The sequence below is a fragment of the Haloferax sp. KTX1 genome, from assembly GCF_902410085.1.
In the GTDB taxonomy this organism is placed as follows: Archaea; Halobacteriota; Halobacteria; order Halobacteriales; family Haloferacaceae; genus Haloferax; species Haloferax massiliensis.
On record NZ_CABPRH010000004.1, the window covers coordinates 285,790 to 311,205 of the forward strand.

General features: G+C 66.8%; 27 protein-coding genes. 8 read left to right on the plus strand and 19 right to left on the minus strand.

What is annotated here, in order from left to right:
- Positions 1–16: 16 nt before the first annotated feature.
- The 3 genes from FY251_RS09540 to FY251_RS09550 all read right to left on the minus strand — a co-directional run bounded on the left by FY251_RS09540 (position 17) and on the right by FY251_RS09550 (position 3,074).
- Positions 17–1,243 carry a PQQ-binding-like beta-propeller repeat protein gene (locus tag FY251_RS09540; protein ID WP_148414493.1) on the minus strand — a complete coding sequence of 409 codons (1,227 nt, stop codon included), beginning with the start codon at positions 1,241–1,243 and terminating at the stop codon, positions 17–19.
- On the minus strand, positions 1,240–2,553 hold the full coding sequence (locus tag FY251_RS09545) for a PQQ-binding-like beta-propeller repeat protein (protein WP_148414494.1): 1,314 nt from the start codon (positions 2,551–2,553) through the stop codon (positions 1,240–1,242). The genes FY251_RS09540 and FY251_RS09545 overlap by 4 nt, the downstream gene beginning before the upstream one ends.
- Before the next feature lie 119 nt (positions 2,554–2,672).
- A complete protein-coding gene (locus FY251_RS09550; RefSeq protein WP_148414495.1) occupies positions 2,673–3,074 on the minus strand; it encodes a DUF5518 domain-containing protein in 402 nt (133 codons plus the stop codon).
- A 246-nt stretch (positions 3,075–3,320) separates the two neighbouring features.
- Here FY251_RS09550 and FY251_RS09555 point away from each other — a divergent pair, with 246 nt between their 5' ends.
- A complete protein-coding gene (locus FY251_RS09555; protein ID WP_148414496.1) occupies positions 3,321–4,610 on the plus strand; it encodes a tRNA (N(6)-L-threonylcarbamoyladenosine(37)-C(2))-methylthiotransferase in 1,290 nt (429 codons plus the stop codon).
- A 95-nt stretch (positions 4,611–4,705) separates the two neighbouring features.
- A complete protein-coding gene (locus tag FY251_RS09560; protein ID WP_148414497.1) occupies positions 4,706–5,296 on the plus strand; it encodes a S26 family signal peptidase in 591 nt (196 codons plus the stop codon).
- Positions 5,297–5,310: 14 nt separating this feature from the next.
- Here the strand turns inward: FY251_RS09560 and FY251_RS09565 are convergent, their stop codons facing one another.
- From FY251_RS09565 to map, 5 genes are all read right to left on the minus strand, one after another.
- The gene (locus tag FY251_RS09565) at positions 5,311–6,246 is read right to left on the minus strand and encodes a cation diffusion facilitator family transporter (protein ID WP_148414498.1); all 936 of its coding nucleotides are present in this window, start codon (positions 6,244–6,246) and stop codon (positions 5,311–5,313) included.
- 81 nt (positions 6,247–6,327) lie between these two features.
- Positions 6,328–6,888 (minus strand): HIT domain-containing protein, encoded by a 561-nt coding sequence (locus tag FY251_RS09570; RefSeq protein ID WP_148414499.1) that lies wholly within the window; start codon positions 6,886–6,888, stop codon positions 6,328–6,330.
- 323 nt (positions 6,889–7,211) lie between these two features.
- A complete protein-coding gene (locus FY251_RS09575; RefSeq protein WP_148414500.1) occupies positions 7,212–7,688 on the minus strand; it encodes a twin-arginine translocation signal domain-containing protein in 477 nt (158 codons plus the stop codon).
- Positions 7,688–8,362: a hypothetical protein gene (locus tag FY251_RS09580; protein WP_148414501.1), complete on the minus strand. Its 675-nt coding sequence runs from the start codon at positions 8,360–8,362 to the stop codon at positions 7,688–7,690. Before FY251_RS09580 ends, FY251_RS09575 begins: the two co-directional genes overlap by 1 nt.
- 372 nt (positions 8,363–8,734) lie before the next feature.
- Entirely contained in the window at positions 8,735–9,625 is an 891-nt protein-coding gene (map, locus tag FY251_RS09585) for a type II methionyl aminopeptidase (RefSeq protein ID WP_148414502.1), read from the minus strand.
- Positions 9,626–9,808: 183 nt separating this feature from the next.
- Between map and FY251_RS09590 the strand changes: the two genes are divergently transcribed.
- Complete coding sequence (locus tag FY251_RS09590) at positions 9,809–10,510, plus strand: metallophosphoesterase family protein (protein WP_148414503.1); 702 nt, start codon at positions 9,809–9,811, stop codon at positions 10,508–10,510.
- 78 nt (positions 10,511–10,588) lie between these two features.
- Complete coding sequence (gene ppk1, locus FY251_RS09595; protein WP_148414504.1) at positions 10,589–12,844, plus strand: polyphosphate kinase 1; 2,256 nt, start codon at positions 10,589–10,591, stop codon at positions 12,842–12,844.
- A 14-nt stretch (positions 12,845–12,858) separates the two neighbouring features.
- Here ppk1 and FY251_RS09600 read toward each other — a convergent pair whose 3' ends face one another.
- From FY251_RS09600 to FY251_RS09610, 3 genes are read right to left on the minus strand one after another with little or no spacing between them, the layout of a single operon-like run.
- Positions 12,859–13,119: a lipoyl domain-containing protein gene (locus tag FY251_RS09600; protein WP_148414505.1), complete on the minus strand. Its 261-nt coding sequence runs from the start codon at positions 13,117–13,119 to the stop codon at positions 12,859–12,861.
- Positions 13,120–13,162: 43 nt separating this feature from the next.
- Entirely contained in the window at positions 13,163–14,203 is a 1,041-nt protein-coding gene (locus FY251_RS09605; RefSeq protein WP_148414506.1) for an alpha-ketoacid dehydrogenase subunit beta, read from the minus strand.
- Positions 14,203–15,237 (minus strand): thiamine pyrophosphate-dependent dehydrogenase E1 component subunit alpha, encoded by a 1,035-nt coding sequence (locus FY251_RS09610; RefSeq protein WP_148414525.1) that lies wholly within the window; start codon positions 15,235–15,237, stop codon positions 14,203–14,205. Before FY251_RS09610 ends, FY251_RS09605 begins: the two co-directional genes overlap by 1 nt.
- A gap of 166 nt (positions 15,238–15,403) precedes the next feature.
- Here FY251_RS09610 and FY251_RS09615 point away from each other — a divergent pair, with 166 nt between their 5' ends.
- Positions 15,404–16,045 (plus strand): dienelactone hydrolase family protein, encoded by a 642-nt coding sequence (locus FY251_RS09615; protein WP_148414507.1) that lies wholly within the window; start codon positions 15,404–15,406, stop codon positions 16,043–16,045.
- A 108-nt stretch (positions 16,046–16,153) separates the two neighbouring features.
- Here the strand turns inward: FY251_RS09615 and FY251_RS22540 are convergent, their stop codons facing one another.
- Together FY251_RS22540 and FY251_RS09620 are read right to left on the minus strand one after the other, a co-directional pair.
- Positions 16,154–16,309: a hypothetical protein gene (locus FY251_RS22540; protein ID WP_004969554.1), complete on the minus strand. Its 156-nt coding sequence runs from the start codon at positions 16,307–16,309 to the stop codon at positions 16,154–16,156.
- A gap of 65 nt (positions 16,310–16,374) precedes the next feature.
- Positions 16,375–17,013 carry a DsbA family protein gene (locus FY251_RS09620; protein WP_148414508.1) on the minus strand — a complete coding sequence of 213 codons (639 nt, stop codon included), beginning with the start codon at positions 17,011–17,013 and terminating at the stop codon, positions 16,375–16,377.
- Between the two features lie 182 nt (positions 17,014–17,195).
- Between FY251_RS09620 and FY251_RS09625 the strand changes: the two genes are divergently transcribed.
- Positions 17,196–18,152: a hypothetical protein gene (locus FY251_RS09625; RefSeq protein WP_222847826.1), complete on the plus strand. Its 957-nt coding sequence runs from the start codon at positions 17,196–17,198 to the stop codon at positions 18,150–18,152.
- A gap of 75 nt (positions 18,153–18,227) precedes the next feature.
- Here the strand turns inward: FY251_RS09625 and FY251_RS09630 are convergent, their stop codons facing one another.
- Both FY251_RS09630 and FY251_RS09635 read right to left on the minus strand, forming a co-directional pair.
- Positions 18,228–19,163: an oxidoreductase gene (locus FY251_RS09630; protein WP_148414509.1), complete on the minus strand. Its 936-nt coding sequence runs from the start codon at positions 19,161–19,163 to the stop codon at positions 18,228–18,230.
- Positions 19,164–19,248: 85 nt separating this feature from the next.
- A complete protein-coding gene (locus FY251_RS09635; RefSeq protein WP_148414510.1) occupies positions 19,249–20,268 on the minus strand; it encodes an isoaspartyl peptidase/L-asparaginase in 1,020 nt (339 codons plus the stop codon).
- A gap of 119 nt (positions 20,269–20,387) precedes the next feature.
- Here FY251_RS09635 and icd point away from each other — a divergent pair, with 119 nt between their 5' ends.
- Positions 20,388–21,647 (plus strand): isocitrate dehydrogenase (NADP(+)), encoded by a 1,260-nt coding sequence (icd, locus tag FY251_RS09640; protein ID WP_148414511.1) that lies wholly within the window; start codon positions 20,388–20,390, stop codon positions 21,645–21,647.
- Positions 21,648–21,700: 53 nt separating this feature from the next.
- Here the strand turns inward: icd and FY251_RS09645 are convergent, their stop codons facing one another.
- Together FY251_RS09645 and FY251_RS09650 are read right to left on the minus strand one after the other, a co-directional pair.
- Positions 21,701–22,156, minus strand: a complete 456-nt coding sequence (locus tag FY251_RS09645; protein ID WP_148414512.1) for a hypothetical protein — start codon at positions 22,154–22,156, stop codon at positions 21,701–21,703.
- Positions 22,157–22,328: 172 nt separating this feature from the next.
- A complete protein-coding gene (locus tag FY251_RS09650) occupies positions 22,329–22,832 on the minus strand; it encodes a hypothetical protein (protein WP_187367379.1) in 504 nt (167 codons plus the stop codon).
- Between the two features lie 334 nt (positions 22,833–23,166).
- On the opposite strand from FY251_RS09650, the gene FY251_RS09655 reads away from it, so the two are divergent.
- Entirely contained in the window at positions 23,167–23,706 is a 540-nt protein-coding gene (locus tag FY251_RS09655; protein WP_089777319.1) for a DUF5817 domain-containing protein, read from the plus strand.
- A gap of 28 nt (positions 23,707–23,734) precedes the next feature.
- Here FY251_RS09655 and FY251_RS22545 read toward each other — a convergent pair whose 3' ends face one another.
- Positions 23,735–23,884 carry a hypothetical protein gene (locus tag FY251_RS22545; protein ID WP_167344103.1) on the minus strand — a complete coding sequence of 50 codons (150 nt, stop codon included), beginning with the start codon at positions 23,882–23,884 and terminating at the stop codon, positions 23,735–23,737.
- 211 nt (positions 23,885–24,095) lie between these two features.
- Entirely contained in the window at positions 24,096–25,307 is a 1,212-nt protein-coding gene (gene hmgA, locus FY251_RS09660; RefSeq protein WP_148414514.1) for a hydroxymethylglutaryl-CoA reductase (NADPH), read from the minus strand.
- Positions 25,308–25,416 lie beyond the last annotated feature (109 nt).

The following is a 25,416-nucleotide window of genomic DNA, read 5'->3' on the forward strand; positions in this document are numbered from 1 at the left end:
TCGACGCTCTCTTCTGTTACTCGGCCCGCAACGCGACGAGTCGCCGCGCCCCGTCGTCGCCGCCGGATTCGACCACGAACAGCGCGTCGCCCGCCGGCGTCGGGCCGGTCAGCGCGCGCCCCGCGAGGTCGTATCGCCAGCGCACCGCACCGATGCGGGTGTCGTCGAGGCCGACGCCGCCCCCGGCGTCGTAGGCGACGACCCCGCCGTCGTCGCTCGTGTCCGAGACGAAGACGGTGTCGCCGGCCCCGGCGGGCGGCGCGAAGAAGTCGTCGCCGGCCGCCCACGAGGGGGAGCCGGCACGCTTGTCGAAGGCGTCGAGGCCGGTCCCGTCGGTCGAAAAGACGCGACGGGGACCGACGACGAGCGAGCCGTGCGGCGAGGGCTCCTCGCGGTGCCAGCCCACGGCACCGGCGCGGAGGTCGCCTCTGAGTCGGGCGACGCCCGCGCCGAAGAAGCCCGCGAACACGTCGCCCGACTGGGCGACTGCGAGCGACTGCACGCCGCCGGGGTGTTTGGTTCGCCACACTCCGGTCGCGCCGCGCTCGCCGCCCTCGTCGCGGAGCGTGACCACTTCGCCGCCCTCCGTGCCCGCGACGACGGTGTCGTACCGGGCCGCGAGGGAACGCACCGGACCGAACACCTCCGCGCGCCATTCGACGGTCCCCTCGCTGGCGCGGACGCGGTAGAGGTTCCCCGCGGTGTCGGAGACGTAGAGGCGGTCGCGGTCCGGTTCGGGTCGGACGACGGGTGCCCAGACGCTCGATTCGCTCGGCGCGTGCCACGCTTCTTCGCCGTCGTGGGTGTACGCGAGCACGCCGGTTCTGGCCCCGACGTGGCCGACGTAGACGCGCTCCGAATCGACCGTCACCGACGAGCGGAAGCCGCTCTGAGAGTCGCTTTCGACCGACCATCGCTCGGTGCCGTCGGCGACGGAAAACGCTCTGAGGCGCTCGCTGGTCGCGAGATACACCGTCTCGCCGAACACGACCGGGCGGGCCAGTTCGAGACCGTCCACCTCGACGCCCCACGACTCGCTCGGCATCGACGCCGGCCCGGTCGCGCGGGGGTTGTAGCCGGTCCCCTCGGGCGAGAAGTACGGGTGCGGCCAGTCGGCGCGGCCGTCGCCCGTCGAACCCTCGTCGCCGCCGAGACAGCCCGCGAGACCGACTGCCGCGCCGGTTCCGAGGGCACCGACGAAGCTCCGTCTCGACAGCCCCGCGTCGGGGCCGGACCGCGTCACGACTCCGACCCCCCCGCGGTCGCGGTCGTGCCCGCACCGGATGCGTCGGCGTCGCCGACGACGACCAGTTGGGCCTGATCGTCGTCGCGGACGACCGGGCAGTACACCCGCCGGTCGGTCGCGGCGAGCGAGTGGCCGACGTAGCGTCCGAGCGGGAGCGACCAGCGCTCGCGGTCGCCGAGGGGGCCGCCGCCGTCGGTCCGGTTCAGGGCGACCAGTTCGCCCTGCCCGGTGCCGACGTAGACCGTGTCGGCGACGAGGCTCGCCGCGGAGACGTTCTCACGGGGGTCGTAGCGCCACCGCTCCTCGCCGGTCGCGCTGTCGAGCGCCCGGAGCGACCCGCGGGCGGCGTAGAGGCGCTCGCCGTCGAACGCGAGCCGCCTGTGGACGCCGCCGTCGTCCTCCCAGACCACGTCGCCGTTCTGTCGTTCGAGCGCGGCGATTCGGTCCCAACCGGCGATGTACACCCGCTCCTCGCCGACGACCGGCGCGACGGCCTCGACCGTCTCGGTCGGGGCCTGCCAGTAGGCGCTGCCGTCCGCGCCGAGGCAGTAGAGCCGCTGGCCCTCGGTGACGACGAAGACCGAGCCGAGGTTGACCGCGAGGGGGAGCCGGACCGCGCCGAAGAGCGACCGCGTCCACCTGACCTCGCCGGCGTCGATGTCGACGGCGCAGACGCGCTCGCCACCGAGGCCGAGAAACAGCGTCTCGCGGTCGTTGGAGAACGCCGGCGGCGTCTGCGGGCGACCGGGGAGTTCGATAGTTCGGAACTCCCGGCCGGTCCGCGCGCGGTAGAGTACGAGCCGGTTCGGCCCGTGGGCCGTCACGCCGAGCGAGTAGACGACGCCGTCGAGGACGACCGGCGCGGTCCAGTTCTTTCCCTGTGCGGACCACAACACCTCGCCGGCGGCCGAGTCGAACGCCCGCAGCGGGTCACCGGACGTGTAGCCCACTCCGTCGACCGCGACGGGTTCCGTGGAGTCCATTCCGAAGTCGGATTCGTACTCGACGGTCGGCTCGGCGACGGCGGTCCCCTCGGGGATGAACGCGGTGTTGGCGTCGTCGTGCGCGTAGGTCCGCCAGCCGCGGTCGAAGCGGACACCCTCGGGGAAGTCGTCGTCCATCTGTCCGTCGCCGCCGAGACAGCCCGCGAGGCCGGCGACCGCACCCGCTCCGAGCAGGCGAAGCGCGTCGCGGCGGCTGCTCAGAGCGACGGCGGAGGAACTGCGGACGGCCGACGAAGCGGCGCTGTCGGTCGCGGCCGAGTCGCGGGCGGAGGACGAGTCCGGTGGTGTCCTGCGAGAACGCATCGACCACAACTGCACAACACCGTAATAAGTACCTTTTCGCCGGTGCGGTAGCGAGGCGCGAACGCGGGACGGCTGAAAAACGGACGACGAGAACGGCAATCGGGGCCGAACTCGCCGGCTCAGGCCGCGGGTCTGGTGCGGCGGGCGGCCGAGCGGTCGTGCAGCATGCTTCCGAGCGCGCCGCCGATAGCGCCGGGGATGCCCGCGAGGGCGACGATGACGACGGCCGCCGAGAACACGGTCAGGCCGAAGAACACGCCCGCGAACAGGACGTTCATGACGACGAGACCGAGGGCGACGATAATCGCGCCCAGCGTCGTGCCGACGAGTCCGTTGAGCGCCCCGTCGGCCATGCCGGTCGTGACGAGGTAGCCGGCGACGAGGCCGCCGATGATGCCCGTGAGGACGTAGCCGACCGTGGGAAGGGTGACGTTCGTGAAGGGAACCGCGAAACCGCTGAGGATGCCGACGACTACGGTCGCGATGAACCCGTAGGCGATAGCGCGCATGTTGAACTTCATAGCGAGTCTAAATACAACTCACGAGATAATGAATTATATTCGCATTTCGGCGGATAATACGGAGGATGCGAGACTCCTCGGGGGCGGAGCGTCCGTCCGGCGCGATGCTCCGTCGGCTGTGTTCGTCAGCATCCACGTCGAGTGGGCGGTGGCGTTCGAGAGACGATATCACGCCCCGCGGACGCCGGCAGGCTCGGGGGAGACCGCGGCGTTTTTGCCCGCTGACCCGGTACGTGGGGTAACCGAATGGCCCGATACCACATCGAGACATACGGCTGTACCTCGAACCGCGGCGAGAGCCGCGCCATCGAGAGCGCGCTCCGCGACGCCGGACATTACCGCGTCGACGGGCCCGAGGAGGCCGATGTCGCCATCATGAACACCTGTACGGTCGTGGAGAAGACGGAGCGGAACATGCTCCGTCGGGCCAAAGAGCTGGAGGCGGAGACGGCGGACCTCATCATCACGGGCTGTATGGCGCTCGCGCAGGGCAACGACTTCCGCGAGGAGGGCATCGACGCCCAGATTCTCCACTGGGACGACGTGCCGACCGCCGTCACCAACGGCGAGTGTCCGACCCCCGGTCCCGGCGTCGAGCCCGTGTTGGACGGCGTCGTCGGCATCCTGCCCATCGCCCGCGGCTGCATGTCGAACTGCTCGTACTGCATCACGAAGTTCGCCACCGGCCGGGTCGATTCGCCCTCGGTCGACGAGAACGTCGAGAAGGCGCGGGCGCTCGTCCACGCCGGCGCGAAGGAGCTCCGCATCACGGGACAGGACACCGGCGTCTACGGCTGGGACAAGGGCGACCGGAAGCTCCCCGAGCTACTGGACCGCATCTGCACCGAAATCGACGGCGAATTCCGCGTTCGCGTCGGCATGGCCAACCCCGGCGGCGTCCACGGCATCCGCGAGGAACTCGCCGCGGTGTTCGCCGAACACGACAAGCTCTACAACTTTATCCACGCGCCGGTGCAGTCGGGCTCCGACGAGGTGCTCGAACATATGCGCCGCCAGCACCGCGTCGACAAGTTCCGCGACATCGTCGAGACGTTCGACCGGGTACTCGACTACTGGACGCTCTCGACGGACTTCATCGTCGGCTATCCCACCGAGACCGACGAGGACCACGAGCGCTCGATGGAACTGCTCCGCGAGATTCGCCCCGAGAAGGTCAACGTCACGCGCTTCTCGAAGCGCCCCGGCACCGACGCCGCCGACCTGAAGGGCCTCGGCGGGACGCTCAAAAAAGAGCGCTCCAAGGAGATGTCCGAGGCGAAGATGGACATCGTCGCCGCCGCCTACGACGAGATGGTCGGCACGGAGCGCGACGTGCTCGTCGTCGAGGAGGGAACCGGCGACTCCGTGAAGTGCCGCGACGAGGCCTACCGCCAGATTATCGTCCAGAACGCCACCGAACACGGCCTCGAACCCGGCGACTTCGCCCGCGTGACGGTGACCGCCCACCAGACCGTCTACGCCTTCGCCGAGCCGGTCGACGCACGGCCCGAACCGCGAGAGCCCACCGCCGCCTGACTGGCCGGCTCAGCGCCGGGACGGCCGGTTCGTATCCCTGTTTTTCGCCGCGGCAGGCAACAAGATTGATAGCGACGCGACGGGTGACAGCAGTCGTGTCCGACGACAGTCAATCGGAGACCCGAGCGTTCGCGAGAGACGCACTGGAGACGGTCGCTCTCGTCGTCGCGGTCGGTGCGGTGCTGTTCGCGGTCAGCGGCGTGTGGCCGCCGATGGTCGCCGTCGAGAGCGGGAGCATGCAGCCGACCCTCGAACGCGGCGACCTCGTCGTCGTGACCGCCGAGGGTCGCTACGGCGGCCCCGCGGCCGACGAGTACGGCGTCGTCACGGCGAACGCGAGCGAGGGTTACGGACGGCTCGGCGGGCCGGGCGACGTCGTCGTCTACGACGCCCCGTCGCGCGACGGCTCACCTATCATCCACCGCGCGGTCTTCCGGGTCGAGGACGGCGAGAACTGGTACGACCGGGCCGACGACTCGTACGTGGACGGCGCGGACTCCTGTGCCGAACTCCTGAACTGCCCCGCGCCGCACGCCGGCTACGTCACCCGCGGCGACGACAACGACTACTACGACCAGGCGCGGGGCATCGCCCCGCCGGTCCGGCCCGACTGGGTGCGGGCGAAAGGCCAGTTCCACGTGCCGTATCTCGGAGCGCTCCGGCTGGAAGTCCAGAAGCTGTTCTGAGGAGCCCCGGCGCGTCAGCGACCGTCGCCGCCGTCGGGCGAGAACATGGTGTAGCGCTCGGTCTCGTCGTCTTCCTTCCACTCGCCGAGCTCCCGCGGGTCGATGTGGACGAACACGTCGTCGACCTCGTCGATGTTCCGAATCGCCTGTACCACCCACGTCTCGATGTCGTGGGCCTCGGTAATCGTCATGTCGCCTTCGACTTCGATGTGCAGGCTCACGTCGATTTCGGGGCCGACGTAGTGGGCGACCACGTCGTGCGCGCCGTGAACGTCGGGGTGCGACAGCGCCGTCTGGACGATGAGCGCCCGGAGGTACTCCGGCGGGGCGGCCCCGACGAGGTAGTTCACGTTGTCGCGGACGATCTCGTAGCCGGTGTAGACGATGCCGATGGAGACGACCATCGCGGCCAGCGGGTCCAAGATGGGGTAGCCGAACTGGCCGCCGACCACGCCGACGAGCGCCGCGCCCGCGGTGAGGATGTCGTTTCGGTTGTCGACGCCGGCGGCGACGAGCGCGGGCGAGTTCTGCTCGCGGCCGACCGAGTAGCAGTAGCGATAGAGGACGTACTTGGCCGCCGCCGCGACGACGAGGACGACGACGCCGAGCGTCCCCGCGGACCCGCCGTAGGTCCCCGTGAGGATACTGGACGTGCTCCGCCAGAGAATCGCCCCGCCGGCGGCGAAGATGCCGACCGCGACGAAAAGCGAGATGAACGGCTCGATGCGCTCGTGGCCGTGGGGGTGTTCCCAGTCCGGCGGCTTCGTCGTCAGGTAGAGCCCGCCGAGGATGATGGTGCTGTAGACCGCGTCCGCGAGGCTGTTGACCGCCTCGGAGCCGAGGGCCAGACTCCCGGTCGTCCACCACACGCCGCCCTTCCCGACGACGAGAAGCACGTTCGCCGCGAGGACGACGAATCCGACCCGACGGATGGCCCGTTTCCGTTCCATTACCGTGGCTTTCGGGAGTGGGGTTCAAATGCGCTTCGGGCCGGAGCGGCCTATTAGACGTACTTCACGTGAGTTTTAGAGTCAGTCTAATTCGAAGTACACGGCGTCGTCGGAGCCGTCGACGGCCGCCCCGCCGAGTTCGGCGAACGCCTCGTGAAGTTGGTCGTAGGAGTCGTCGAGCGCCTGCACGAGCACTTTCGTGTCGGAGATGACCGGCATGAAGTTCGTGTCGCCGCTCCACCGCGGGACGACGTGGGTGTGGAGGTGGTCGTCGATGGAGCCGCCGGCGGCCGAGCCACCGAGGTTCTCGCCCGCGTTACAGCCGTCGGGGTCGAAGGCGGCGTCCAACGCGGCGAGCGTCTTCGACTTGAGCCGCGCGTGGTCGAGGAGTTCCGCGTCCGAGAGGGCGGCGAACTCGCCGGTGTGGCGGTACGGGATGACCATGACGTGGCCCGGCGCGTAGGGGTAGTTGTTCAGGAGGACGAACGAGTGCGGGGTGCGAGCGACGATTTTGCTCTCTCTGTCGTCGTCGCGTTCGGGGAGCGCACAGAAGGGACAGCGGTCGTCGTCCGGGTCGTCGGCGTCTTGGTCGTCGTCGCGGGCGACCCAGTCGATGCGCCACGGGGCGAACAGTTGGTCCATGTGGGTGGACTGACCGCGACGGCCAAGACGTTTCGGTTGACCGAGAGCGGTTTTACCCCCGAGGAAGTGCCGGAGCGCCGAACGCTCTCAACCCCGGACTATCAGCAGGTATCGAAGTACGATAATACTGAGTACAACACCGAATAACCCGTACCCAATGCTGGTCGCGTAAAAATAGAACAGGAACCCAATTATCGCGCTGGATACGAGAATGACTACCCAACTCCGTTTGTGGTTCGTTTTTCTACTGTTCATTTTGTTGTTTATATAGCATCAATTTTATTGAAAATCATTGGTGCTCAGAGTGGAGCTAGAGCTACGCTTTATCTTGTACCTTCATCCACTTTCACCGTTCGGTGGCTAGTATTTGCATGGGAACTACCATCATCTTGAACTTGCACTTCTATTGTATGTTTGTAGTCACCTGCACTTCCCTGAAAGCCATAGTAATCACCCTCTGCGTAGACTGTGTAATAGCCTTCACCAACTCCACCAGATTCTGTTTCATAAGTAATTCCATTGAACTCTTCACCTACGCCACCAGCATTTCCAGAAAGTGAATAATCTGTGTAGGTGAAAATTCCATCTTTGACATCCCATTCCACTCTTGCCTGTAGCTTTGACCTCTTGTCGATTCCTGAACCTTTTTGTGATTTATATACAACGTAATATTTGTTTGTACTTGCAGCAGCTGAAGACCCAATCATGCCTATTGAGAGTCCACTGATGCCAGCTGTTGCTACTGCGGAGCGCTTCAGAAAGCTACGACGCGACCGCTGGTTATCTATTCTTTCGTTCATTATACTGGGGAACTCTCTTCAGAGGTCCAATCACCGGTCTCGTCTCCTCTAATCTCGATTCTTGCAGTAACTGTGCGCCAATCTGCACCTAGTTCTAATTTGAACTGTCCTGACTCCCATGCTGTGAAATAGTTTGAGTAAATATCTGTTTGCCCAGACATCCTAGAGCCCTTCACATAATGCCCCGCCAATGCGTTTGACTGTCCAAAACTGCTATGGCTCAGCTCAGAGTAGCCATTTCCTTCGCCATGTGCATACCACTGGAAGTTAGCTTCAAAGGTATATTCTACTGTTCCGGCGAGAGTTTTTCCCTTGGTATCTACTTCGACATGTATCGGTTCTCCCGAAGAGGCTGCTACAGAGGAGGTTCCTGTGGATAATTCAGTAGTATCGTTCAGATCTAATTTTTCAACAGACCACTCGACATTTTCTACATGGAAATCGAGTACTGCAGAAACCTGTTCTGGAGTTAAATCGTCAGCGATATCTGGATTGTTCAATGGATCATTCTCTTCGATAAATGAGCCAACTTCCTGACTGTTATTTGGGTTGAAGTTATATGTTTGAGAACTTTTCTTCTCCCTTGCCGAGCCTGTTTTTGCAAGACCGGCTACTCCAAGCAGAGATATCCCGCCAATTTTCATCACATTTCTTCGGGTTGTATTATCTTCCATGATGCAATTTGGTAAACATGTACCAATTATATATATATATATATTCCGATAATTTATCCATGCATAATTGATATTAAAATTAAATCTACATTTCCAATTGACAATTTCTACATTCACAAACAAGTATTTCATTGAATTAATCCACCGTGAACTGCGGAGGAATGATCCTCAAAAAAGACAGTGGCACACTAGTAGCAATGGATTAACCGAGATGAGAATTCAGTTTGGGATTCAAAAGCTAATGAGCGAGCCGTGTAGTACCACTTTAGAACCACATGAGACGCGTTTCCAATTTTTCCCAAATGGCACGTCCTCCGGGCGTCGTACGACTTCAAAAATCAGTTCCAAGTGCCAATAACAGCAACCGTCCCACTATCTCGTGAGGTTCTCGTAACCGTCTTCGGTGACGATGATGGTGTCTTCGGCCTGTCCGACCAGCGCGCCGTCTTCCTCTTTCAGGACGGGGTAGCCGCGGAGGATGCCCTGCTGTTCGAGTCGGCGGATGGCCATCTCGGAGCGGCCGCCTTCGAACCAGCGGGCCGCGAAGGGGAGCAGTTTGTACTTCTCGCGCACCTCGTCGAGCAGTTTTCGCGACATCCGGTCGCGGACCGAGCGGTCGTTGACGAGGCTGTAAATCTCGTTTTTCGACCCCTCGCTGACCTTGCCGGTGCCGTCGGTGGCGAACGGTTCGATGGCGACCACGTCGCCGACTTCGAGTTCGACGCCGCGCTCCGCGCCGCGGTTCGGGATGGTCGGGTCGGTGTGGGCGTCCCACTGTTCGACGCCGTGGCCCGAGAGGTTGAGGACGGGCGTGTAGCCGTAGCCGCGAATCACCTCCTCGATTTCCGCGCCGATTTTCCCGGTGTGCGCGCCCGCTTCGACCATGTCGAGGGCGGCGTCGAGCGCCTCCTCGGCGGACTCGACGAGTTCGTCGTTGCCCGAGAGGTCGACGGTCACGGCGGAGTCGGCGATGTAGCCGTCGACGTGGACGCCGACGTCGAGACAGACCATGTCCTCGCCGAACTCCGTGTCGTCGTCGCGGCCGGGGCTGGCGTGCGACGCCTCCTCGTTGACGCTGATGTTGACCGGGAAGGCGCAGCCGTCGGCGAGTTCGCGGATGCGGGCTTCGGCGTGTTCGGCGACTTCGAGGTGGGTGACGCCGGGTTCGACCATCTCGGCCGACTCGTCCAACACCGTTCGGAGGACCTCCCCCGCCTCTCGATACTTCTCGACCGTCTCGTCGTCGAGGGGTCCGATGCTCATGGCCGCGACTTCGCGGCCGCGCCGGAAAGCGATTGCGGGATGGCCGGCGGTCGGAGGCGGGCCGCCGCCGTCGACTCGCGTGGCATGCGTGACAGGCTCTCCCGTGTCTATATAGCACAACAGTCCGAAACTAGCAACCCTTTCTTAGGCCGGGATGTTCTGAAATAGGAGAGCACGTTTCCAATGAGTGTCCCATCCTTCCACCCCGACGTCGCCGAGCACCACCTTCGAGTCGACATCGACGACTGGAACGACGTGTACGTCGTCGGCGACGTACACGGGTGTCTGCCGGCGCTCGAACGCCTCGTCGACCGGCTCGACCCGTCCGACGACGACCTCGTCGTCTTCGTCGGCGACCTCGTGCGGAAGGGCCCCGACAGCAAGGGCGTCGTGGACTACGTCCGCGAGCGCGACAACTTCCTGACCGTCCGCGGCAACAACGAAGAAAAGCTCATCCGCGGCACGAAGGAGATAGACGCGCTGACCGACGACGACCTCGACTGGATGTCGAACCTCCCGGTCGCCATCACGTGGGACGGGGCCATCGTCGTCCACGGCGGCGTCCACCCCGAAAAACCGCTTTCCGAACACGACGTGGACGAACTCGAAAACACCCGTGCGATGAACCCCGGCGACAGCTACGACGGCCCCTTCTGGTTCGAGTACTACGAGGGTCCCGAGCGCGTCTTCTTCGGCCACACCGTGATGGCCCACCCCGCCGTGTTCGAGCACGCGATGGGCCTCGACACGGGCGCGGTCTACGGCGGCGCGCTCACGGCCTACGACCTCCACGCCGACGAACTCGTCGCCGTCGAGGCCGAGGTCACCCACGAGTCCCGCAAGGACTCGAAGATTCTCGAACCCCGCCAGCCCGCGCTGGTCTGAGCCCCGCCGCGGCGACGGTGGGAGCGACGGCCGAGGCGGCGAACTAAAGGTCGCCGCCGAACCATCTCCTCTCAGCATATGTCCGACGACGAGCCTCGCGGCGGCGACTCGCAGGGCCGGCGCGCCGGTCAGTCGACCGCGCCGGTCCGCGCCCGCGAGCGCGACGGAGACGCGACGGAGCCGGCCGACGCCGACCTCGCAGACCCCGCGCTGTATCTCAACCGCGAACTCAGCGAACTCGCCTTCCACGAGCGCGTCCTCCACGAGGCGAGAGACGACCGCAACCCGCTTTTCGAGCGCGTCAACTTCCTCTCGATTCTCACCTCGAACCTCGACGAGTTCTTCATGAAGCGCGTCGGCGGCCTGAAACAGCAGATGGCCGCGGGCGTGAGCGAACTCTCGCCCGACGGTCGGACCCCGAGCGGGCAGTGGTCGCTCGTTCTCGACCGCGCCCGCGACCTGCTCGACCGGCAGTCCGCCTGCTTCCACGACCTCGTCCGGCCCGCGCTCGCCGACGCCGGCATCGAAATCGTCGGCTACGACGACCTCGCGCCCGACGAGCGGGCGGCCCTCCGCGACTACTTCGAGGCGTCGGTCCTGCCGACGCTCACGCCCCTGACGTTCGAGCCGGCCCATCCGTTCCCGTTCATCTCGAACCTCTCGCTGTCGCTCGCGGTCCGCACGACCGAGGGCGCAGAGGAGCCGACGAAGTTCTCGCGGGTCAAAGTCCCCGGCAACCGCCCGCGACTCGTCAACGTGGACGAACGGGTCGGCGACGCGGCTCACACGACCGATGCCGGCACCGCCGCGTCGGCCGCCGACTCCGCCACTCCAGTCAGATTCGTCCCGCTCGTGGCCGTCATCGAGCGCAACATCGACCTGCTGTTCCCGAACGTCGAAATACTCGACACCTCGGCGTTCAGGGTGACGCGGAACGCCGAGGTCCGCCGCAACGAGGAGGTCGCAGAGGGCCTCATCGCCATGATAGAGGACGTGCTCCGCCAGCGCCGGTTCGCCACGGTGGTCCGCTTGGAGGTCGAGTCGGGCACGCCCGAGGCCGTCCGCGACCTGCTCACAGAACAGCTCGGCGTGGACGACCCCGAGGTGTTCGAGCGCGACCTGCCGCTGGACTACGGCGCGCTCGCGTCGCTTTTCGACCTCGACCGGCCGGAACTCGAAGTCGCGCCGTGGACGCCCCAGCCCCACCCGCGGTTCGCCGGGCGCTCCGCGGACGACCCCGCGTCGGTGTTCGCCGAAATCGCCCGGAAGGACGTGCTCGTCCACCATCCGTACCACTCGTTTACGGGCACCGTCGGAACGTTCCTCGCGGCCGCCGCGGCCGACCCCGACGTGCTCGCCATCAAGGCCTCCATCTACCGCACCGCACCGGACTCCGAGGTCATCGAGACGCTCATCGAGGCCGCGAACAACGGCAAGCAGGTCGCGGTGATGGTCGAACTCAAAGCCCGGTTCGACGAGGAGAACAACCTCCGGTGGGTCCGCCGGCTCGAAGAGGAGGGCATCCACGTCGCCTACGGCACCATCGGCCTCAAGACCCACTCGAAGACGGCGCTCGTCGTCCGCGAGGAGGGCGACGAGGTGCGGCTGTACTCCCACGTCGCCACCGGCAACTACCACTCCCAGACGGCCAAGCTCTACACCGACCTCGGGCTGTTCACCGCCGACCCGGACATCGGCCACGATCTCGTGCGCCTGTTCAACTTCTTCACCGGCCACGCGCGGCAGGAGACGTACCGGAAGCTACTGGTCGCGCCGACGAACCTCCGCGAGGAGATGACCCGACTCGTCCGTCGGGAGGCCGACCACGCCCGCGCCGGCCGCGACGCCCGCATCGTCGCCAAGATGAACGCGCTCGAAGACCCCGCGATGGTCCGCGAACTGTACGAGGCGTCGGTGGCCGGCGTCGACATCGACCTCGTGGTCCGCGGCATCTGTCGGCTCCGACCCGGTATCGAGGGCCTGTCGGAGAACATCTCCGTATCGAGCGTCGTCGGTCGGTTCCTCGAACACTCGCGTGTCTTCTACTTCGAAAACGATGGCGACCCGGAGTACTACGTCGGCTCCGCGGACTGGATGACCCGCAACCTCGACCGCCGGGTCGAGGCCGTCGCGCCCGTCGAGGACCCCGAACACCGCGCCGAACTCGACGCCGTCCTCGACGCGCTCCTGTCGGATAACCGCCGGCGCTGGGTGATGGACGCCGACGGGCGGTACGAACAGCGTCGCCCCGGCGACGACGAGCGGGTCCGAGAGGCCCACCGAGAGCTGATGGACCGAGCGCTCGGCGCGGCGTCCCGGGCGGGCGACGACTGAAGAAAAAGACCGGTTCAGGCGCTCGGTTGCACCCGCGCGAGCACGTCGCCGCGAGCGAAGTCGTCGCCCTCGGCGACGAGTCGCTCCGCGACCGTCCCCGTCGTCGGCGCGGCCACGTCGATGCTCACCTTTTCGACCTGTATCTCGCAGAGCGTCTCGCCCTCGTCGACCGCCGACCCCTCGCGGACGAACCAGTTGGCGAGGTAACCCTCGGTCACGTCGTCGGCGTCGTCGGGCCACGAGTCCGCCGAGTTCACGTCGACGGTGTCGCTCATCGTCCGGCCTCGCTTCCGTCTCCGTCTGTTTCGGGCGCTCGTCTCATTCGTGGAGTTCGCGGACGGCCGCCGCGATGTCGTCGGTGCCGGGGTTGACTTCGTCTTCCAGCGAGCGGGCGTAGGGAATCGGCACGTCCGGGATGGCGAGGCGCTTGACGGCCGAGAGGTCGTCCAGCGCGCCCTCGGCGGCCCGCGCGACGATTTCGCCCGTCACGCCGAACGACTGGTAGTCCTCGTCGACGACGAGGAGTTTGCCGGTCTTCCGAACCGAATCGAGCACCGTCTCGGTGTCGAGCGGCACGAGCGTCCGGAGGTCGATGACCTCGGCGTCGATGCCGTCGTCGTCGAGCTGTTCCGCGGCCTCCAGCGCCCGGTGGACGTGCAGGCCGAGGGTGACGACGGTCACGTCGCTTCCCTCGCGTTTTACGTCGGCCTCGCCGAACGGAATCGCGTAGTCCTCCTCGGGGACGCCGGTCTTCGGGCCCGAGGGCGACGGCATCCAGCCGAGGCCCATGAGGCGCTTGTGGAACATGTAGACGACCGGGTCGTCGTCGCGGATGGCGCTGTGCATCAGCCCCTTGGCGTCGTAGGCCGTCGAGGGGACGACGACCTTCATCCCCGGCAGGTGGGCGAAGGTCCCGTAGAGCGTCTGGGAGTGCTGGCCGGCGTCGTTGTAGGTGCCGCCGACGGCCGTGGTCAGCACCATCGGGACGGAGAACGACCCCCCGCTCATGTAGGTGTTCTTCGCCATGTTGTTGTAGATCTGGTCCATGGCGACGCCGAAGAAGTCGACGAACATCAGTTCGGCAATCGGGCGCATCCCGGCCTGTGCGGCCCCGACGGCCGCGCCGAGGTAGGCCGTCTCGCTGATGGGGACGTCCATCACGCGGTCGCGGCCGAACTCGTCCAAGAGCCCGGTCGTACTGGAGAAGATGCCGCCGTAGTCGGCGACGTCCTCGCCCATGTAGAACACCTCCTCGTTCTCGCGCATCTCCCACGCGATGGCCTCGACCATCGCCCTGCTCATGGTCAGTTCGCGGTCCGTCTCGGTCGCTTCGGTGTAGTCTCGTGATTCGGTCGCCATCAGTTGTCACCTCCCGTCTCGTCGCCGTCACCAGCTTCGTCAGCCGCGCTCCCCCCGTCCGTCGCCGCCTGCGCCGGCGGGTTCGTGAACACGTTCTCGTACGCCTCTTCCGGGTCGGGCTCGGGCTGTTCTTTCGCCCACGAAATCGCCTCCTCGACCCGCTCGTGGGCGCGCTCTCGAATCTCGTCGATTTCGTCGTCGGTCACGCCGTGCGAGCGGAGGTCCTCGGCGAGGCGCTCGATGGAGTCGCGCTGTTTCGCGCGGTCGATGTCGGCCTCGGGGCGATACCCCTCCGCGTCGCCCATGAAGTGACCCATCCGGCGGTGGACCTGCACCTCGATGAGCGTCGGCCCGTTGCCGTCGCGGGCGCGCATCACGGCCTCGCCCGCCGCCTCGTACACCGCCATCGCGTCGTCGGAGTCGACGCGAACGCCGGGCAGGTCGAAGCCGTCGGCGCGCTGTGCGCCGTTCTGTACGTCCGTCACGCGGTCTTTCGGCATGCTGATGGCCCAGTCGTTGTCCTCGACGACGAAGACGACCGGGAGGTCGTGGACCGCCGCGAGGTTCAGCGATTCGAGGAAGCCGCCCTGGTCGATAGCGCCCTCGCCGAGGAAGGCGACGGCCACGGCGTCCGAATTCCGCTTTTTGGCGGCCATCGCCGCGCCGACCGCCGGCGGGCAGCCCTGCGCGATGATGCCCGAACACGCGAAGTTCACGTCGGGGTCGAACAGGTGCATGTGGCCGCCCTTCCCGCGGCACAGCCCCGTCTTCCGGCCGAAAATCTCGGCCGTCATGCGCTTGAGGTCGACGCCCTTCGCGATGGCGATGTGGTGCGGCCGGTGCGGCGCGGTCACCGTGTCGTCGTCGCGGAGGTGGATGCAGACGCCCGCCCCGGACGCCTCGTGGCCGGCCGCGAGGTGGAGTTCGCCGGGAATCGGTCCCGCCGAGATGTCGAACGCCGGCTGTTTGCCGACGAGGTACTCGTCCACCAGTCGCTCCTCGTACTGTCGAGCGGTCACCATCTGCTCGTACATCGTCCATAGGTCGGTAACACTCACCATGGTTGGCGTACGGGTGTACTCTCGATTGTATATTAACATTAATTGTGTAAGTCATGACCATCAGAACGAGCGGACTGCGAATTCACGCGAACCGACGGGTCGAGACAGGCCTAAGCCCCAGTCCGTCGTATCGTCTCGTATGAACGACACGACGCCGAACCTCGTCTCGATACCCGTCGGCGACGCGGTGCTGGAGGGCGACCTCCGGGTCCCGGACGGCGCGTCGGGACTCGTGGTGTTCGCCCACGGCAGCGGCAGCAGTCGAAAGAGCCCGCGAAACAACTTCGTCGCCGAGGCCATCCGCGACCGCGGGGTCGGGACGCTCCTTTTCGACCTGCTCACCGAGGAAGAAGACGAACAGTACGAGACGCGGTTCGACATCCCGCTTCTGACCGAGCGACTGCTCGGCGCGACCGAGTGGCTCCGGGGCCGCGACGACACCGCCGGCCTCGACTACGGCTACTTCGGGTCGAGCACCGGCGCGGCGGCGGCGCTCCTCGCGGCGGCCGACCTCGGCGACGACGCGGGCGCGGTCGTCTCTCGCGGCGGCCGCGTCGACCTCGCGGAGTCGCGGCTCGGCGACGTGACGGCACCGACGCTGTTCGTCGTCGGCGGCGCCGACGAGCCGGTTTTGAGTCTGAACCGCGACGCATTCGCGCGGCTCGACTGCGAGAAGTCGCTGGAGGTCGTCGCCGGCGCGGGTCACCTGTTCGAGAGGCCGGGCGAACTGGACGAGGTGGCGGACCTCGCCGCTGACTGGTTCGAAACGCACCTCGGCTGAGGGCGTCGCTCGGGGAACCGACCGCAGGGCGAGCGCGGAGCCGAGTGCGGGGCGACTGCGGGGCGACCGCGGAGCCAAGTTCAGGGCGACCGGGATGGGTCGGGCGGCTCAGCGCGAGAACTTGAGGTCCTTCGCGGGGTCTTCGACGACGACCCACCAGCGGACGTCCTCCTTGGGGTGCCGGCGCTCGACGTGCTCGTCGAGTCGCTCGCCGCTGTCGAAATCTCGACCGCAGAGGTTGCAACGGTGGTGTCTGTTGGCCATGTGCAGAGCTACGACCGCTTACAAAATGAATGTAGCTCGCGCCGGGGCGCCCGGCGGGCGCGGGTTCAGACCCCGTCGACGAGGCGTTCGAGCTGTTCCGGCGGGACCGCGCCGCGGGCCGCGTAGCCGTCGTAGGCGAAGGTGGGCACGCCGGTCACGCCGTGGCGCTGGGCCTCGGCGAACTGCTCGCGCACCTCCGCGAACAGCGCGTCGTCCGACAGCGCCGAGCGGACTTCGTCGCCCTCGACGCCGGCGTCCTCGGCGAGTTCGACGAGCAGGTCCTCGTCGCCGATATCTTTGCCCTCCTGCCAGAGCGCGTCGAAGATCGCCACGTCGAATTCGAGCCACGTGTCGTTGTCGTACTGCCCTTTCACGTAGAACGAGGCGACCTGCGCCGGAAGCGAGTCGATGTCGGTCGCGATGTCGAGGTCCATCTCGACGCCGTACTTGTCTTGCAGACGGCGGACGCCCTCCTTGGCCTGCTCGTAGTAGTCGTCGTCTTTCCCGTCCTCGACGGAGAAGTCGATGCTCCCGTCGGGGCGGCGCTTGTGGCTCCGCAGGTCGAAGGGGTGCCAGTCGATGTCGAGTTCCTCGTCGCGGGTCGCCTGATACTGCCGCAGCGACTCGCGGCCGAGATAACAGAACGGACAGACGTAGTCCGAGTAGACGGTGATGTGGTCCGGCTCCGCGTCGGGTTCGCTCATACACACTCGTATCTCTCCCGGTTACAAAAGCGGATTGCTCTGTCGCGTGCGGTCGGCGCGAGCGCCCTCCGAAGCGAACAGTCTCGAATATCGTTCTTTTCAGCCATCAAGTAGCAAAGTTTTGATATTACTGTGGTCGGTCTTCGAAACCGACCGGCGGTCGCATCCGGGGGACGCTAACAATGAAGTTACAAAAAATCGCCGACGGCCTCAGGCGGAACTGGGACGACCGATACTGGTACGCGGACGTGTTCAACAGGTACGTTCCGCGGTACTACTACCAGGAGGTGAAGTCAAACGACGGCGCGTACGTGGTCGAACGGGACTGGGACAACCTGTTCATCTTGGACGGCTGTCGGTTCGACCTGTTCGACGAGGTGTACCGCGGGTCGTATCGGGAGGAGTTCGGCGGCACGCTCGAACGGGTCACGTCGCGGGGGAGCGCCTCGACCGAGTTCCTCGAAGAGAACTTCCACGGGCGCGAGTTGAAAGACACCGTCTACGTGACGGCGAACCCGTTCGTCTACCAGATTCCCGGCGACCCGTTCCACCACGTGGACCACGTCTGGATGGACGACTGGGACGACGAACTCGAAACCGTCCGACCGGAGACGATGGTCGAACACGCGAAGGAGGCCCACGAGCGGTTCCCCGACAAACGCCTCATCGTCCACTTCATGCAACCGCACTACCCGTTCGTCGGCGACTACCGCCTCGACGGCGACCGGGGGTATCTCGGCGCGGTCGCCAAGTCGCTCGACGAGGACGTTCCGGACGTGAAACTCGTCTGGGAGCGCCTCCGCGAGGGCGACGTCGACGAGGAAGACGTCTGGCGCGCGTACAGGGACAACCTCGCCCTCGCGCTCGACAACGTTCGGGAACTCGTCGAAGACGTCTCGGGGAAGCACGTCGTCACGGCTGACCACGGGAACGCCCTCGGCGAGCGGTCCGGCCCGTTCCCGACCAGGGTCTACGGCCACGACGACTACCTGCACATCCCGGCGCTGGTCGACGTCCCGTGGCTCGAACTCCCGGCTGACGAGCGCCGCGACACCACGCGCGGCGACCGCGAGACTGAAGAGCGCGAGTACGAAGACGAGTCGGTCGAACGGCGGCTCGAAGCGCTCGGCTATCGGTGACGGGGCCGCGGTGATTCGTCGCCGCGAGTTCGACCAGCGGGCCGCCGTCGCCGCCCGCACGGGACGGTTCGGGACTCAGGCCAGTCGGAACCGCGTGTCGGTGAGTTCCTCCGAGACCTCCCAGAGCCGGGCGGCGGTTTCGGGGTCTCCGGCGCGGTCGCTCGGCTCCGCGATGCCGGGGGTGCCGCGCATGCCGAACAGCCCCTGCGGGCCGACGTACTCCCCGCTTTCGACGGCCGGCGACGTGGCGGCGTACAGGAGCGGGAGCGCGCCCATCTCGGCCGACTGGGCGAACAGCGCGTTGCCGAGTTTGCTCATCCAGTACCGGAGCGTCGACCCGGACGCCTCGGGCCCGCGGAACTGGAGGTTGGTGGCGGCGTAGCCGGGATGTGCGCCCACACTCAGCACGTCGTCGATACCCGCGGCGGTCAGCCGGCGGTCGAGTTCGAACGCGAAAAGCAGGTTCGAGAGCTTGCTCTGGGCGTAGGCGTCCCACTCGTCGTAGTCGCGTTCGCCCTGCAGGTCGTCGAACGCCATCCGACCGCGCTCGTGGAGGCCGCTCGACATCGTGACGAGCCGCGTCTCGCCGGGCGTGTCCCGGAGCGTCGGAAACAGGTTGGCGCTCAGGGCGAAGTGGCCGAGGTGGTTCACGCCGAACTGCGTCTCGAAGCCCTGTGCGGTCTCTCGCCGGGGGACGGCCATCACGCCGGCGTTGTTGCAGAGGACGTGCAGCGACCCGTGTTCGGCGGCGAACTCGTCGGCGAACCGCCGAACCGAGTCGAGGTCGGCGAGGTCGAGCTCCGAGAGCGTCAGCGAGGCCGCCGGAACCGACTCGCGGATGTCGGCCATCGCGTCCTCGCCGCGGTCGAGGCTGCGGCAGGCCATGACGACGTGCGCGCCCTTCTCGGCGAACATGCGCGTCGCCTCGAAGCCGAGACCGCTGTTCGCGCCGGTGACGACGACGGTCTTCCCCGAGAGGTCGGGGGCGTCGGCCGCGGTCCAATCGCTCATGGGGAGTTCCACGGACCGAATCGAGTAAACCGTGGCGGCGACGGTCAGCGCGGCCGGAACGGGGTCACCGCCGGCCGCGACGACCTCACTTCGACGCGGTGCTGGTCTGCATCCCGTCGGAGTTGTACGCCGAGCCGAAGCCCTCGTCGTCGAGGAGGATGATGCCCGCCGACGACCCGGTGAGTTCGCCGAACTCCTCGATGGCGAGGTCGGCCGCGGTCTGGGCGTCACAGCCGCGTTCGAGGTGGCCGACGGCGCGACGCGCGAGCGTCACGCGCGCGATGTCTTCACCTGCTCCCGTGGTCGACGCGCCGCCGGCCGGGGAAGCGTAGAAGCCCGAGCCGATCTGCGGCACGTCGCCGACGCGGCCGGCGAGGGCGAACCAGCGGCCGCCGGTCGAGGTCGCGGAGGCGAACGTCTCGCCGTCGGTGGCGACCGCCCCGACCGTGTCGTGGCCGGGAAGGCGAACATCGTGAGCCGAGCGGCCACTGCTTGCCGAGGTCTCCTCGGAATTGTCGTGGCCGGGAAGGCGAGCGTTGCGAGCCGAGCGGTCACTGCTTGCTGAGGTTCCCTCGTTCGCCGGCAGATAGCCGTCACTCGCTTCGGCCGTCGGGTCGCTCGTGCTCTCGCCGAAGCGGTCGGCGAGCCACGCGAGGTGTTCCGTCGGCGACCCCTCGGGGGCGTCCGCGTTCGCCCAGCGCTCGCGGGTCTCGTCGGTGAAGAGGTCGACGCCGGTCTCGACGCCCGCGTCGGCGGCGAACTCGACCGCGGGGTCGCCCGCCAGGAGGACGTGCGGGGTGTCTTCGAGGACCGCGCGCGCGACGGAGACGGCGTGTTCGACGCCCGCCATGCCCGAGGCCGCGCCGGCGCGGCGGTCGCTGAGCATGACGCCCGCGTCGGTGCGGACGACGCCGTCGGACTGGACCGCGCCGCCGACGCCGGCGTTGAACCGCCGGTCCGATTCGAGGACGCGGACCGCGGTCTCGACCGCCGAAAGCGGGTCCGACTCGCTCGCGCCCGCGTCGGCCGCGTCGTCCATGACGGCCTGTCTGGGCTCCGGTTCGCCGGGGATGCCGCCCGCACCGCCGTGGAGGATAACTCGCATACGCGGGTTGTCCTCCGAGCGCGGGCGTAAACGTATCGACCGCGGAATGGCGCGGGATTTGCACCTCGCCGTCGATAACGGCAGGACTTTTACACCGCACTAGAAAGCTCTGATTGTTCATGAGTTACGACCAGATTGAGGTTCCGGACGACGGCGAGAAAATCACGGTCGACGAGGAGACGGGCGAGCTCTCCGTCCCCGACAACCCGATTATTCCGATCATCCACGGCGACGGAATCGGAACGGACGTCGGCCCCGCCGCGCAGAAGGTCCTCGACGCCGCCGCCGAGGCGACCGGCCGCTCTGTCTCTTGGATGCGCGTCTACGCCGGCGCGTCCGCCCGCGACAAGTACGACGAGAACCTGCCGGAGGACACGGTAAGCGCCATCCGCAACCACCGCGTCGCCATCAAGGGCCCGCTCACGACGCCCGTCGGTGCCGGCTTCCGCTCGCTCAACGTCGCGCTCCGCAAGAAGCTCGACCTCTACGCGAACGTCCGGCCGACCTACCACCTCGACGGCGTCCCGTCGCCCGTCAAGAACCCCTCGGCGATGGACATGGTCACGTTCCGCGAGAACACCGAAGACGTCTACGCCGGCATCGAGTGGGAAGCCGGCACCGACGAGGTCCAGCAGGTCAAGGAGTTCGTCGAAGAGGAGATGGGCGCCACGGGCGTCATCCACGACGGCCCCGTCGGCATCGGCATCAAGCCCATCACCGAGTTCGGGACGAAGCGCCTCGTCCGCGAGGCCATCGAGTACGCCCTCGAAAACGACCGCGACTCGGTCACCCTCGTCCACAAGGGTAACATCATGAAGTTCACCGAGGGCGCGTTCCGCGACTGGGGCTACGAACTCGCAGAAGCGGAGTTCGGCGACGTCACCATCACGGAAGACGAGCTCTGGGAGGAGTACGACGGCGAGAAGCCCGAGGACAAGGTCGTCGTCAAGGACCGCATCGCCGACAACATGCTCCAGCAACTCCTGACCCGCACGGCCGACTACGACGTCATCGCCACGATGAACCTCAACGGCGACTACATGTCCGACGCCGCCGGCGCGCAGATCGGCGGCCTCGGCATCGCCCCCGGCGCGAACTTCGGTGAGGGCCTCTGTCTCGCAGAGCCCGTCCACGGCTCCGCGCCCAAGTACGCCGGCGAGGACAAGGTCAACCCGACCGCGATGATCCTCTCCGGCCGCCTCATGTTCGAGTACATGGGCTGGAAGGACGCCGGCAAGCTCATCCGCGACGCCGTCGAGAAGACCATCTCGGACGGCGACGTGACCTACGACCTCGAACGCCAGATCGAGGGCGGCAACAAGCTCGCGACGAGCGAGTACGCCGACAAGGTCGTCGAGAATATTCAGGAACTCGCGTAAGCGAACACACCACTTCTCTCTCGCGGCACCGACGCCGCAGTTTTTCGCGCCGGCTACAGTCGATTCGGGTCCCGCCAGCGCTGAAGCCGGTTCCACAGGGGTCTGACGACGCCGAAGACGACCGCGCCGGCGGTGTCGGCGACGATGTCGACGCCGGTGTCTTCCAAGTAGACCGAACGCGGCCACTCGACCCAGAAGCCGGTGAACAGGCGCTCGTACACCTCGAACCACGTCCCGATTGCGGCGACGGCCATCGGGAGGACGACGAGGAGCGCGACCCGCGAGTGGAGCAAGCGAGGGTTGAGGACGTAGAGAATCGCCGCGACGCCGAACCCGGAGGCGGCGTGGACGAGGATGTCCCACCACCAGATGCGCGTGTAGAGAAACAGCGCCATGCTCGTGAAGTGCGTCGCGGTGACGACGCTCCCGAACGCGGCGACGACGGCCATCTCTCGGGGGCGTTCTTCCCACCCGGCCAACACCGTCTCGTTCCAGGTTCGTCTCAACATGCGCGGGTCGGTGACCGGAACGCGTCGACTCGGGTTGCGGGGCGCGGTGTGTGGTCTCCTGCGAGCGGAAGCATAGACGAGAGATCGATCATCATCGATATGTATCTTTTTTCCGACGAAACAACACGTTTGGGGTGAGGTCACCCTCGTCGCGGCCGTACCGACGCCGACGTTACCGGTCCGCCGGGCGGTCGTCGTCCGTTTTCTCGCCGCCGTCCGAGCGGAGGTGACCAACGCGGGGCGACGACTCGCCGGGCGTCGCGTCGGTCGGCGTCCGAGACCGGACGAGACCCTCGACGAAGGCGAAAAAGCCGAGGCCACCCGCCACGTCGACCACGAGATCTATCGCGGTGTCCTCGGCGTAGTAGGCCATCGACCAGCCCCACCAGAAGTCCTTGAACAGGTACTCGTACACCTCGAAGCCCGCGCCGATGGCGAGGAGGACGCCGGCGACGACCACGGGGGCGCGAGCGCCCCGGAACGTCCGCGGGAACACGAGGAACAGCACGCCAGCGACGCCGAAGCCCGAAAGCGAGTGGGTGAGCACGTCCCACCACCAGATGCGCGTGTAGACGTCGTACGCGAGCCCGCCGAAGTGGAGCGCGGTGACGACCGCCGACCAGACGCCGACGAACGCCCACAGCCACGGCTCGCGCGCGAGCTTCGAGTGACTCATCGTCGCCCGTCGCTCGTCGCGGTGACCGGAGTGTTCGACGCGCCGGGCGTTGTCCATGGAGGAAGTACGCGGGGGGAGGGCATAGTTAGGGACTACCGTCTATCGGATTGTGACACCGGGTTGATAAATGCTTTCTCCTCATATGTTTCGACTGAAACGTATCACGGCCTCGTTCGAGAGGCCCCCAACCCGCCGGAACCTCCGTAACGGTGGCTCTAACGCGCGGCGGTTCGCGCCCGACGGCGGTCCAGCCACGCCGAGTTGCGGGGGCCCGCGGTCCCGCGGCGGCTCGCGCTCCCGAACGTTCAAATCCGACGCCGCGGAACAACGGCGTATGTACGCGGTCGTGGGGTGTACGGACTGCGCGAACATGTGGTTGCTTTCGGACCCCGACGGGTCGAAGACGGCGACGTGTCCGCGGTGCGGCAGGCGACACCAGACGAAGAAGCTCCGGCGCTTCTTCGAGTCCGACGACAGGGACGCCGCGCGGCAGGCGCGCTCGGCGCTGTTGGCGAAGAAACACGGCGACAGCGAGGCGTTCGCGCAGGTCGAACACGTCTCGGAACTCGACCGGCGGGTCGAGGAGTCGGGCGTCGACGACCGCGAGTACCTCGAAGGCTCGGGGCTCGACGCCGACGAGGTGTTCGAGGCGGGCGAGGCCGCCTCTCGCGGTCGGAACTCGTCGTCGGGGTCGCCCGACCGCCTGACGGTCGTCCGCGAGGCGGTTCGGGACGGTGACCGGCCGACCGAGGCGGAAATCGTCGCGGCGGCGGTCGAGCGGGGCGTTCCCGAGGACCGCGCCCGCGACCTGCTCGATAAGCTCCGGCGGCGCGGCGAGGTGTCGGAGTCCCGGGGCCGACACCGACTGGTCTGAGCGCCGGGGTCGCCCTCGCGGGCGTGGCTCAGAGCGCGCCGAGCAACTTCGCCACCGTCAGCGCGGAGGCGACGACGCCGAGGGCTAACTTCACCAGCCTGAGCGCGAGCGCCACCCGCCGCGCGTCGTCGTACTCGTCGGGCGATTCGGGGTCGGTACCGCGTGTGAGGAGTGGCATGGGAGGGGATGGGTTGTGGACACGCCCGCGGGTGCTCCCCGACGGACGCATTTTCATCGTTTCCGCGGAAACGGAATAAACGCGAGCCACGGGTGCGGAGTGAAAGTGAAAGTGGACGGGTGGTGGTGATTTCGGAGGTACAAGCCGAAGGGACGCGAAGAAAAGCCGATGAGTCGTCTCCGACGGCGGTGAAACTGAAACCCGGTTCGCGTTATCGGCCGAGTTCGGCGTGCGCGCTGGAGAGGTGCCGCGAGGCGAGCGCGGAGAGCAGCGAGAGTTCGCCCGCGAGGGAGCCGACGGCGATGCACTCGGCGAGGCCGTCGGCGTTGGAGCCGGCGGGGTCGCCGCCGCCGCTGACGCCGAGGACGTCGAGGCCCTCGGACTGCGTCGGGAGCTTCGTGCCGCCGCCGACGGTGCCGACTTCGAGGGAGGCGATGGAGACCGAGACGTAGAGGTCGCCGTCCTGCACCTCGGCGGTCGTGATGGCGTTCGCGCCCTCGACGACCTGCGCCTCGTCCTGCCCGGTGGCGAGGAACATCGCGGCGACGACGTTGGCGACGTGGGCGTTGAAACCGAGGCTCGCGGCCTTCGCGGAGCCGACGAGGTTCTTGCGGGTGTTGAGTTCGGCGACCGCTTCGGGCGTGGTGTGCAGGCGCTCTTCGACCACCTCGCGCGGGATTCGAACGTCGGCGGTGACGCTCCGCCCGCGGCCCTCGACGGCGTTGATGGCGGCGGGCTTCTTGTCGGAACAGAGGTTGCCCGAGAGGGCGACGAGCGAGGCGGTCGTCTCCGCTTCGACGACGCCGCAGGCCGCCTCGGTGGCGATGGTCGCCATGTTCATCCCCATCGCGTCCTTGGTGTCGTAGCGGAACCGTAGGTACACGGAGTTGCCGACGACGTACGGCGTCACGTCGAGGAGTTCGCCGTGGTTCGTCGTCTCCTCGGCGGCCTCCTTCAGCGCCGCGAAGTTGTCTCGGGTCCACGAGACGAGCGCCTCGGCCTCGGCAACGTCGGCGACGCGGAACACCGGCGCGCGGGTCATCCCGGACTTGAGGACGCGGGCGGTCGCGCCGCCGGCGCTGTTGATGACCGAACAGCCGCGGTTGACCGACGCGAGGAGCGCGCCCTCGGTCGTGGCGAGCGGGAGGTACTTCTCGCCGGAGACGGAGCCGCCGTCGACGCTGACGGGGCCGGCGACGCCCATCGGCACCTGAATCGCGCCGACCATGTTCTCGATGGCCGACTCGGCGGCCTCGGCGGGGAAGCCGTAGTTCCCGACCGCGTCGAGCGACGCGCCGGACTGCTCTTCGACGAGCGAGCGGCGCGCCTCGGCGGCGGTGTCGGCGTCGGCGTGCGCTTCGAGTTCGTGGAGGCGGAGTTCGCCCTCCCGAACGCGGTCTGCGAGGGACGCGGCGTCTGTCATGCCCCGACGTTTCCCGCGCCGGCCCTAACGCGTTCCGGTTCTTCCAACGACCGCCGCCTGCTCCCGTCTGAGGCCGCCCGACCACCGCCCGACCACCGCCCTACTACCG